This is a genomic window from Dehalococcoidia bacterium, from assembly GCA_025060295.1.
Classification (GTDB): domain Bacteria; phylum Chloroflexota; class Dehalococcoidia; order Lucifugimonadales; family HRBIN23; genus HRBIN23.
This window is the reverse complement of the sequence record JANXCH010000003.1, coordinates 79,142-88,330: the sequence shown is the minus strand read 5'-3', so window position 1 is coordinate 88,330 and position 9,189 is coordinate 79,142. Positions and strand designations below refer to the sequence as shown.

Genomic DNA, 9,189 nt, shown 5'->3' with positions numbered 1-9,189 from the left:
GCGGGCTTTGGCCCAGGAGGGGAACATCATTGTGGCGGGGCGGGACATCGGGACGGTGGTGCTCCCCGATGCGCCGTTGAAGGTGTTCCTGTTAGCCTCGGTGGAGACGCGCGCCATGCGGCGGTGGCGGGAACTGCAGGCCTCCTCCAACTCCGCCTCTTTTTCGCTGGAGGAGGTGCGCCGCTCCTTGGAGGAGCGCGACCGACGGGATTCCACCCGCGCCGTCTCCCCCTTGCAGCCGGCCCCTGATGCTGTCCTTTTGGACACCGACCCGTATACTATAGACGAGGTGGTGCAGAAGATTTTGGCTTTGGCACACCAGCGGTGGGGGGAGGGCCGTGGCTGATTGGGCCTATCGGGTGTCCAACGGGGCGTTCCGACGGGTGCTCACCTGGTTCGCCGACTGGCAGGTGGAGGGGCGGGAGAATGTGCCCCTCTTTGGGCCGTTGCTTGTGGTGGCCAACCATCTGAGCAACCTGGACCCGCCCCTGCTTGCGGTGAGCATCCCTCGGCGCTTGCGCTTCGTGGCCAAGCGCACCCTGTTTCGCTTCGGGTTGGGGGCCTTTTTGCGGGCGTATGGGGCCTACCCGGTGGACAGGGACGGGGCGGATACACCCGCTATGCTGTGGGCATTGCGCCTTTTGCAGCGGGATGGCACCCTGGTGGTGTTCCCGGAGGGGCATCGCAACCCCCGCGGGGGGATGCGCAGGGGCCAGCCTGGGCTGGCGGTGCTGGCCCTGCGGTCGGGGGCACCGATTCTGCCCGTGGGGATCACGGGCACGGAGCACCTGGGGCCGTTGTGGCGGGTGGCCTTTCCCACGGGGCGCATTCGGGTGCGCATCGGCCAGCCCTTCACCCTGCCCGTGGTGGAGGGGCGTCTGTCCCGGGAGCAGATGCAGGCATTGACGGATATGGTCATGGAGCGGGTGGCTCTGCTGTTGCCCCCCGCCTATCGAGGTGTGTATGGGGGGGTGGGCACCCGAGCAGAGAGAAGTGTGGTGTCTGAGCGCTTGTAGGCGATACCGCTGCACCGAGGAGGATGAGCCTATGACCCAGCCGACGGTACGGAAGTTTGGGATCTATTTGAACATTAAGGATGGGAAGGTGGTGCGGATCACCTCCCCCTATTGGTGGCCGGAGGCGCCGGATTGGGTGCTCGTTACGGAGGAGGTGAATGCGCCGTTGACGAAAATTCGGCAACTGGTGCAGGAGAAGGGGCTGTACCCTCATCCGGAGGGGGTAACCTGGGGGCAGATTCCGCTGAGGGAGTAGGGGGGAACTGGGCCCCAGAGGGCGAAGGGAGATGCAGGTGAGCACCGGCCTCTTGCGGGGATAGCCAAAGGCTGCCCCAGAGGGTTTGGTTTACGGCAGGAAAGTGCTTTTGAGTTCATAGTGCTCAACGCAGTTGAAATAGAATTTGCCGACCATTTCAAAGGAGCGAAAGTGGAACTTGGAGCGCACGCTGGCGAAGGGCTCCTGGGACAAGCGTTGGTGAAAGAGCGCGGAGCGCCTCTCGGAGGCCACCAAGACCAGGCGCACATCAAAATCTTTCAACTCAAACATCTTGAGCATAGAGTTGGTGAAATCGGTGGTTATCTCCACTTCAAACACATATTTGGGGAAGGGGTGTGAGGAGCGTGTGAACCAGATGACATCACAACGGGCAACACGCTTTTTCATATCTGGGTAAGTGAAATCGGGAATTTGATGGAGTGTGCATAGGTCCCGTAGAGGCTTATTGTCAAAATATCGGTTGGTATCGGCTGTATAGGTGTGATATTCGAGGAAGTTCCCTATCTCCAGGAGCATGCCCTCTATAGTGCTGTGGAGGTCCCCCTTTAGGCTGTGGAAGTACTCTTCAACGCTCTGGCCTCGTAAAGCATAGGTATAGGCGGAGGGCTGCGGTGCCGTGAGGGAGGGCAACGCATAGACGCCCAGCCCCACCTTGGCAAAGCGGCCTCGCTTCACCTCGCGGTAGAGAACGCCCCGCAAAGTCTTGCGCCAGTCCCCCGTGGGCAGGCGTCGATACTGTGCTGCCCTCTCGTAGAGGATATGGAGGGAAGCGACACCCTTATTCTCGTGTAACACCTTCTCTATGACATCGCTCCACTTCATGGCCTATCCCCCCAGGGGATCGGCGTTTCCCCTTTGCCCCCGCGCCAGGCGTAGCACTGGGTTGCCCATCCCTTACCCCCCCAGGCCCAACAGGCGGGCGGGGTTGTACTTCACCAGTTGCTCCACTGCCTCCACGCTCAGGCCCGCTCCCAACAGCCAGGCGATGCCCATGCGCAGTCCCTCCGGCGCAATGGGGTGGAAAGCCTGGCCGAAATCGGTGCTCAGGATGCAGTGCTCCTCCCCCACGGCCCGGATCTGCTGGGCGATCTCGGACGGGGGGATGCGCAAGGTGGTGGGCATCATGGCGTGGACGCAGTGCTCAATGTAGGCCCCCATCTGGGCCAGGCGCTTCTGATGCTCCACCGTCAGGCCCGTGCGGGGCGTCATGCTGGAGGCGTGGGTGATGACGATGCGCCCGATGCCCACCCGCCGCGCCTCCTCCACCAGGGCGAAGGTCTCGTCCACGCCGATGTGCCCCGTGGCCAGCACCATATCGTAGTGGCGGGTGATTTCCAGAATGTGGTGCACCGGGGGCACCAAGCGCCCTCTGTCGTCCAGGATGCGAATGCCCCCCTTCTCTCCGACAGGTTCCCGCCACGCCTTGGCCGAGAAGGTGGGGAACCACACCACCTTGGCCCCCATGCGGGCGGACGCCTCCACCGCCACCGGGTTGAGGCCCCCAACCTCCTCGTCTAGGGAAAGCCCCCCATATAGCTCGATCCCTTGCACCACCTGGGCGACGGTGTAAGCGACAGGGGCGGTGGGGTATTCGTGGCTTTTCAGGACCAGGCCCCGCATACCCTGGGCTTTGGCATATTGGGCCACCTCTAAAGCATCGGAGCGCCGCTCCACCCGGGGGTCAGGGGCGAAGTGCACGTGGATGTCAATGGCTCCCTGGAGCAGACGGCGGATGGTGCTCATGCATACCTCCTGGGAGTTACCCTAGAGGGCCAGGGGAAGGGTGTCAAGACGGCAGGCTGCCCTCGCCTTGACGTGGGGGTGGGGTTGCTTATAGGGTAAAAGGCGAGGCGAGCCGTGGAGACGCCCCGCACTGCCCCAGTCAACGGTAACCAGGTGGCACGCCGGCAGAGCCAAAGGGTCTTGCTGCTGGCCCTGGGGATAACGGGCACCTTCCTGCTGGCGGAGGTGGTGGGGGGCATCCTGACGGGGAGCCTGGCCCTACTGGCCGACGCAGGGCATATGTTGACCGATGTGGTGGCCACGGGGATGGCGGTGGTGGCGGCCTGGTTCGCCATCCGCCCTCCGACGATGCGTCACTCCTGGGGCTACTACCGCGCCGAGGTGCTGGCGGCTCTGGCCAATGGCCTGCTGCTGTTGGGGGTTGTGGGGTACATCGTTTTTGAGGCTCTGCACCGCCTGCGCCACCCGCCCCCTGTGCTGGGCGGGCCGATGCTGGGCATCGCCCTGGTGGGCTTGCTGGCCAACCTCACGGTGGCTCTGCTTCTGGCGCGACAGAGCCAGCGCACTATCAATGTGCAAGGGGTGCTCCTGCACGTGCTGGGCGACGCCTTGGGAAGCGTGGGGGTGCTGACGGCGGGGGTCTTGATTCTCTGGAAGGGGTGGCACCTGGCCGACCCCATCGCCAGTTTAGCCATCGCCGCCATCCTGGTGGTGTCGGTGGTGCGCCTGTTGCGCACGACCACCGATATCCTTCTGGAGGCGGTGCCCACCCACATTGACCTGCAGCGGGTGCGGGAGAGCCTTTTGCGCTTGCCGGGTGTTGTGGGTGTCCATGATTTACATGTGTGGACGCTGTCCACGGGGTTTGTGGCCATGAGCGGGCACCTGGTGGTGGAGCGGGGCGATAGCAAAGACCTGTTGGTGCAGGTGCGGGAGCACTTGAAGCACCAGTTCGGCATTGACCACGCTACCATTCAGGTGGAAACGCCCGACTTCCCCGAGGAGCCGGTGCACTGCGTGGGCGACCCGCGATGCTTGCCCTGACCGTCCGTGTGGTGTTCACCGGGGCCACCTGGCTCTTCACGGTGCTCACCCTGGCCCTCTTGCCCATCTTTTGTGTAACCACCAGTGTGCGCCTGGCCATCAATGCCCTTCCCCTGTACACCTACGGCTTCCAGCGGTTCGGGGTGTCCGAGGTAACGGGCATCGCTCCGGCAGATTTGGAGCGGGTGGCCCGCGCCTTTATCGCCTACTTCAACGGCCCGCAGGAGTGGCTGGAGGTGCGGGTGCCCGTGCGGGGTGTGGAGCGTTCCCTGTTCAACCAGCGGGAGGTCATCCACATGCGGGATGTGCGGGTGTTGGTGCGGGGGGTGTACCGGGTGCAGGAGGTGAGCGGGGGCGTCATTGCCCTGGGGGTGCTTTTGGGTTTTCTGAAACGGGGGCGGGTGTTTGTGGGGCGGGTGCTGTTGGTGGGGGGATGGTTGGCCCTGGGTGTGCTGGTGGTGGCGGGAGTGGCCTTAGCGGTGGCCTTCCCCTGGCTGTTCACTCTGTTTCACATTATCGCCTTCCGTAACCCCTATTGGCAATTGGATCCTTCCCGGGATATGCTCATTCAGTTGTTCCCTGAGGGGTTCTGGTATCTGGCCACGATGGTGGTGGCGGGGGCATCCCTGGCCCAGGCGACGCTGGTGATGGCCCTGGGGTGGGTGCTGCGTCGGCGCACCAAGAGGGGCTAGTGGCTGTGGGGGTGGTCGTCGTGGGAGTGGGGATGGGCATGATCAGCGTGCGGAGGCCCTAAAGCAGGCAGGACATCTCCCACCACCAGTGCCCCCGTCCCCAGGACACCCAGGTTCCACAGGAACAGGGTGGGCCTCCGCCAGAAGACCATACCCCATATGGCCTGAGCCACCCCCGCCAGTGCAAACAGGATGGCGTGGGCCGGGGCGTGGGTGGAGTGGGCAGGCGTCAGGGCGGGGTGGATGGCCCCTGCCCCCACCATGCGGGGACCACCAGAGGGTGAACCATATCCTCCCCCGAGCGGTGGGCCTCTGGCGCCCCCTTGGCGCGACTACGACACCTGTGGGTGGGGGGATAAGGTGTTTAGCCGCCGTGGGCGCATGAGGCACACGCTCCCCCCGCGCACCCGCTGCATCCTCCACCGGCGCCGGCGATGGCTTGGGTCTGTCCGGAAGAGGTGGCCGAGAAGGCGGTGAAGACGGACAGCAGGCGGCGGCTCTGCCCACCACAGTCCGGACAGGCGAGGGGCTCGTGGGCCTGGCTGAACGGGCGCAGGCGTTCAAAGCGGGTGGCACACACGGTGCACTGATACTCGTACAGGGGCATACCCCATCCTCCAAGGACGAGGGTGTGGTGTTTCCAGTATAAGGCAAGGGCGCACACGGGGGTAAGCCCGAGCAGAAAAAAGGTGGGGGGATGCCCGCGTAGGGGCACCCCCCCACAGGCGGAAGGTGAGGTTAGTTTTTGCGGGGCGCCTCCCACAAGCTCGGGGCGCTGGAGACGGTGCGAGGGGGCTTGTCGGGGATACCTGTGGCGATGATGGTGATGCGCACATTGTCGCCCATGTTGGGGTCGTTGACCATGCCGAAGAAGATAATGGCCTGGGGGTCCACTTTGGAGGCGATGAACTCACCGGTGGTGTTCACCTCCCCCAAGGTCAGAGAGGGGCCGCCGTTGACATTGAACAGCACCCCCTTGGCTCCGTCAATGGAGATATCCAGGAGGGGGTTGGTAACGGCCTGACGGGCGGCCTCCAAGGCACCGCCGGGGCCTTTGCCCGTGCCCAGGGCCATCAAGGCGTGGCCGGGGAGTTTCATAATGGTCTTCACATCGGCCATGTCCACGTTGATCTCCCCGGGCACATTGATGAGTTCAGCCACCGACAGGACGCCCAGCATGACGGCCTCGTCGGCCATGGTCAGGGCCTGCTCAATGGGCACATCCCGCTTGAACAGTTTGAGGAGGCGGTCGTTGTGGATGACGATGAGGTTGTCCACCTTCTCCCGCAGGCGGGCCATGCCGGCGTGGGCGGTCTCCAGACGGCGGGCCCCTTCAAAGGAGAAGGGGGTGGTAACCACACCGACCACCAGGGCCCCCGTCTCTTTGGCGATCTCGGCGACGATGGGGGCGGCGCCGGTGCCTGTGCCCCCGCCCATGCCAGCGCAGAGGAAGACCAGGTCGGCCCGACCGATGGCCCTCTTCAGGGCGGTGCGGGCAGAGTCTGCAGCCTGGGCCCCCACCTCGGGGTTCCCGCCTGCCCCTAAACCGTGGGTCAAGCGCTCCCCGATGTGCACCACCGTTGCCCCCTGCACCCGTTCCAAGGACTTGATGTCGGTGTTGGCGCAAATATAGCGCACACCCGGGACCTGCTTCTGTTCCCGAAGCATCCGCATGACAGCGTTGCACCCTCCACCTCCAACACCCACAACGGCGATGCTCGCGGGGGCTTCACGGATGCGGGGCTTGCGCGCGGGACGAGCAGCGGTATCAACCATATCTACTCCCTCCAACGGCCCCAGGTCTCCTGGGGGCTGTCTGACGCTCCTACTCTAAAGGTTGCACCGAAGGCTTGTCAAGGGTTTTGACGGCGTTTTCGTCTGGGATTAGGCGTTGTCCGAGCCAGGGGATACGGTCTTTTTGGGGCCGATTCCCCCCAGGGCACGCCACACAGCATAAACCTGTGCTCGGGGCCACCCGGCCATGCGTGCCACCCGAGCGACGGCGTGGCTAGGACGCAGGCCCTGTGCCGACGCCTCTCGTAAAGCCTGTGCCACTTGGGCCTCTGTCCAGCAAGCCTCGGGGGACGAGGGTGCGCCACGCACCACGACGGTAAACTCCCCGCGCGGCTGGATGAAGTGCTCCAGGGCTTGGGCCAGGCTTCCCCGGAACACCTCCTCGTGGAGTTTGGTCAACTCGCGCCCGATGGCGCAGGGGCGGTCGCCCAGGATTTCCAGGGCGTCCTGCAAGGAGGCCCGCAGACGGTGCGGTGCTTCAAACCACACAAGGGTAAAGGGTAAAGAGGCGCATCGCCCCAAAAGGCTGCGGCGCTCCGTCGGGGCGCGCGGCAGAAAACCCAGGAACAGGAAGGAGTCGGCAGGTAGGCCCGAGACTGCCAGGGCTGCCGTTACTGCCGAGGGGCCAGGGACAACCACCACCGGGAAGCCCTTCTGCACCGCTGCCGTTACCAGTGCCTGCCCTGGGTCGCTCACCCCGGGGGTGCCCGCCTCGCTCACAAGGGCCACATCGCTCTGGCGTAAGCGCTCTAGAAGAAGGGGCAGGCGCTGGGCCTGATTGTGGCGGTGAAAACTGACCAGGGGGGTGGTGATGCCATAATGGGCCAGCAGGCCCCGGGTGGTGCGGGTGTCTTCGGCGGCGATGAGGGCCACCTCCCGCAACAGCCGCAGAGCCCGCAGGGTAATGTCCTCCAGGTTGCCTATGGGGGTGGCGACCACATATAGTGTGCCCATGCGTATCCCAATCCTACGGTTAGCGTATCATACGAGGGGGAAGGGCGCGCATGGAGCACCGCACACAGACGCGGAGGGGTCTTGTGGGTGTGGGTATCGGTGTGGGGGTGCTATGGGCACTGCTGTTGCTGGGGGCAGGTTTTGCCCTCCAGGCCCCCTCCCTGCAAGAGGTGGTGGCGGAGCGTCTGGTGCAGGCCATGCCCGGCTGGCTGTTTGGCTTCCTACTGGATAGGCTCCTGTATCTGGCCAAGCCTCTTCTACTGGTGGGGCTGTCCCTGGTGCTGGTGGGAATGGGGGCGGGTGTGGTTGTGGTGGGGGGCAGGATGGCGGGGAGGCGGTCGCCTTTGGTGTGGGCAGGGGTAGTTGGGGGAGGGTTGGGGCTGATGGCGGTGGGGTTGGGGTGGCTGGCGGGGGGAACGGGGCTGGGCTTCTGGGCAGGGGTGGTGGGTGCCAGTGGCGTGGCGGGGTTGGTGGCGGGGGGGGTCTCCTTGGCCCTGGCCCCCGGCCCGCCCCGGCCGGATCGGCGCTCCGCTCTGGGGCGACTGGCCCTGTGGGGGGTGGCAGGTTTGGGGGTCTTGGGGGGCATCCGCCTCCTGGTGGGCGGACTGCCCCGTCTTGCCCTGCCGCGCCACCCTCGTCGCCCTGCGGGTGCTCTGCCCACAGACATTACCCCTACCGCCCAGTTCTATACCGTCTCCAAGAACTTCGTGGACCCCCACCTGGACAGCGCCCAATGGAGCCTACAGGTAGAGGGCCTGGTGCGGTCGCCTATGACCCTCTCGTATAGCGACCTGCTGGCTTTGCCCGCTGTGGAGATAGCGGTTACCCTCCAGTGCATCAGCAACCCGGTGGGAGGGGATCTGATCGGCACTGCCCTGTGGAGGGGCGTTCCGCTGCGTATCCTGTTGGAGCGGGCGGGGGTGCAGGAGGGGGTGCGGAAGGTGGCCTTCTTCGCCGCCGACGGGTACTCCGATAGCGTGCCGCTGGAGGTGGCTCTGCAGGAGCATGTGCTGGTGGCCTATGCCATGAATGGGGAGCCTCTCCCCCACAAGCACGGCTATCCTGCCCGCTTGCTGGTGCCGGGGCGCTACGGATTGAAGAGCGTCAAGTGGCTGACGCGTATTCGCCCTGTGGCCGAGGACTTCACGGGCTTCTGGCAGGAGCAGGGATGGAGCGATACCGCCTTTGTGCATACCACCAGTCAGATTTGGACACCCCGCACAGGCCAGAGGGTGCAGGCGGGGCAGGTAGAGGCGGCGGGCATCGCCTACGCTGGGGACAGGGGCATCAGCCGAGTGGAGATAAGCTGGGATGAGGGACAAACTTGGGAGCAGGCGCTGGTGCGTCCGGCCCTTTCCCCGTACACCTGGCATATCTGGACGGCCCGCAAACCCGTGACCACGGCAGGCAGGGCAACCCTGCGGGTGCGGGCGGCCGACGGCACCGGCCAGTGGCAGGCGGAGGTGGAGCGCGACTCCTTCCCCGATGGGGCGTTAGGGATCCACAAGGTGGCGTTTGTGGTGCACCGGGATAGCCAGGGGTAAGTCCGTGCGCCCCCCAAAGGACACAGGGGAAGGTCAGCGGGGTCAGGAACAGGGGGTGGTGTCTGCTATCTGCGAGGGTGGGCGGGAAGCGTGAAGAGAGAAGCGATATAATCGCAGTAGGGCAT

12 protein-coding genes are annotated in these 9,189 nt (G+C 65.0%); 6 read left to right on the top strand and 6 right to left on the bottom strand.

Annotation, left to right across the window (positions count from 1 at the left end; genetic code table 11):
- The 3 genes from NZ951_02640 to NZ951_02630 all read left to right on the top strand — a co-directional run.
- Positions 1-346, top strand: a 346-nt coding sequence (locus tag NZ951_02640; protein ID MCS7206816.1) for a (d)CMP kinase, incomplete at its 5' end; no start/stop codon positions are given.
- The gene (locus NZ951_02635) at positions 339-1,016 is read left to right on the top strand and encodes a 1-acyl-sn-glycerol-3-phosphate acyltransferase (protein MCS7206815.1); all 678 of its coding nucleotides are present in this window, start codon (positions 339-341) and stop codon (positions 1,014-1,016) included. The genes NZ951_02640 and NZ951_02635, both read left to right, overlap by 8 nt.
- A 31-nt stretch (positions 1,017-1,047) precedes the next feature.
- The gene (locus tag NZ951_02630) at positions 1,048-1,272 is read left to right on the top strand and encodes a hypothetical protein (GenBank protein MCS7206814.1); all 225 of its coding nucleotides are present in this window, start codon (positions 1,048-1,050) and stop codon (positions 1,270-1,272) included.
- 90 nt (positions 1,273-1,362) lie between these two features.
- On the opposite strand, the gene NZ951_02625 is transcribed toward NZ951_02630, so the two are convergent.
- Together NZ951_02625 and NZ951_02620 are read right to left on the bottom strand one after the other, a co-directional pair.
- Complete coding sequence (locus tag NZ951_02625; GenBank protein MCS7206813.1) at positions 1,363-2,115, bottom strand: hypothetical protein; 753 nt, start codon at positions 2,113-2,115, stop codon at positions 1,363-1,365.
- Positions 2,116-2,187: 72 nt separating this feature from the next.
- Positions 2,188-3,036 carry an amidohydrolase gene (locus NZ951_02620; GenBank protein MCS7206812.1) on the bottom strand — a complete coding sequence of 283 codons (849 nt, stop codon included), beginning with the start codon at positions 3,034-3,036 and terminating at the stop codon, positions 2,188-2,190.
- A gap of 114 nt (positions 3,037-3,150) precedes the next feature.
- Between NZ951_02620 and NZ951_02615 the strand changes: the two genes are divergently transcribed.
- Both NZ951_02615 and NZ951_02610 read left to right on the top strand, forming a co-directional pair.
- Positions 3,151-4,080: a cation diffusion facilitator family transporter gene (locus NZ951_02615; GenBank protein MCS7206811.1), complete on the top strand. Its 930-nt coding sequence runs from the start codon at positions 3,151-3,153 to the stop codon at positions 4,078-4,080.
- Positions 4,068-4,772: a TIGR01906 family membrane protein gene (locus NZ951_02610; GenBank protein ID MCS7206810.1), complete on the top strand. Its 705-nt coding sequence runs from the start codon at positions 4,068-4,070 to the stop codon at positions 4,770-4,772. The genes NZ951_02615 and NZ951_02610 overlap by 13 nt, the downstream gene beginning before the upstream one ends.
- Here NZ951_02610 and NZ951_02605 read toward each other — a convergent pair.
- The 4 genes from NZ951_02605 to rsmI form a co-directional block, all read right to left on the bottom strand.
- On the bottom strand, positions 4,769-5,035 hold the full coding sequence (locus NZ951_02605) for a hypothetical protein (GenBank protein ID MCS7206809.1): 267 nt from the start codon (positions 5,033-5,035) through the stop codon (positions 4,769-4,771). The two genes, NZ951_02610 and NZ951_02605, sit on opposite strands and share 4 nt — an antisense overlap.
- Before the next feature lie 101 nt (positions 5,036-5,136).
- Positions 5,137-5,379 (bottom strand): zinc ribbon domain-containing protein, encoded by a 243-nt coding sequence (locus NZ951_02600; GenBank protein ID MCS7206808.1) that lies wholly within the window; start codon positions 5,377-5,379, stop codon positions 5,137-5,139.
- A gap of 131 nt (positions 5,380-5,510) precedes the next feature.
- Positions 5,511-6,548, bottom strand: coding sequence for a cell division protein FtsZ (ftsZ, locus tag NZ951_02595; GenBank protein MCS7206807.1), 1,038 nt, complete (start codon positions 6,546-6,548; stop codon positions 5,511-5,513).
- A gap of 108 nt (positions 6,549-6,656) precedes the next feature.
- Entirely contained in the window at positions 6,657-7,520 is an 864-nt protein-coding gene (gene rsmI, locus NZ951_02590) for a 16S rRNA (cytidine(1402)-2'-O)-methyltransferase (protein MCS7206806.1), read from the bottom strand.
- A gap of 383 nt (positions 7,521-7,903) precedes the next feature.
- Here rsmI and NZ951_02585 point away from each other — a divergent pair, with 383 nt between their 5' ends.
- Positions 7,904-9,064, top strand: coding sequence for a molybdopterin-dependent oxidoreductase (locus tag NZ951_02585; GenBank protein ID MCS7206805.1), 1,161 nt, complete (start codon positions 7,904-7,906; stop codon positions 9,062-9,064).
- Positions 9,065-9,189: the final 125 nt, after the last annotated feature.

What these genes read in the sequence shown, in the direction of transcription:
- NZ951_02630 (MCS7206814.1), top strand. Translation starts at nt 1,048, where the DNA reads ATGACCCAGCCGACGGTACGGAAGTTTGGGATCTATTTGAACATTAAG.
- NZ951_02625 (MCS7206813.1), bottom strand. Translation starts at nt 2,115, where the DNA reads ATGAAGTGGAGCGATGTCATAGAGAAGGTGTTACACGAGAATAAGGGT.
- NZ951_02620 (MCS7206812.1), bottom strand. Translation starts at nt 3,036, where the DNA reads ATGAGCACCATCCGCCGTCTGCTCCAGGGAGCCATTGACATCCACGTG.
- NZ951_02610 (MCS7206810.1), top strand. Translation starts at nt 4,068, where the DNA reads ATGCTTGCCCTGACCGTCCGTGTGGTGTTCACCGGGGCCACCTGGCTC.
- NZ951_02605 (MCS7206809.1), bottom strand. Translation starts at nt 5,035, where the DNA reads ATGGTGGGGGCAGGGGCCATCCACCCCGCCCTGACGCCTGCCCACTCC.
- NZ951_02600 (MCS7206808.1), bottom strand. Translation starts at nt 5,379, where the DNA reads ATGCCCCTGTACGAGTATCAGTGCACCGTGTGTGCCACCCGCTTTGAA.
- ftsZ (MCS7206807.1), bottom strand. Translation starts at nt 6,548, where the DNA reads ATGGTTGATACCGCTGCTCGTCCCGCGCGCAAGCCCCGCATCCGTGAA.
- rsmI (MCS7206806.1), bottom strand. Translation starts at nt 7,520, where the DNA reads ATGGGCACACTATATGTGGTCGCCACCCCCATAGGCAACCTGGAGGAC.
- NZ951_02585 (MCS7206805.1), top strand. Translation starts at nt 7,904, where the DNA reads ATGGCGGTGGGGTTGGGGTGGCTGGCGGGGGGAACGGGGCTGGGCTTC.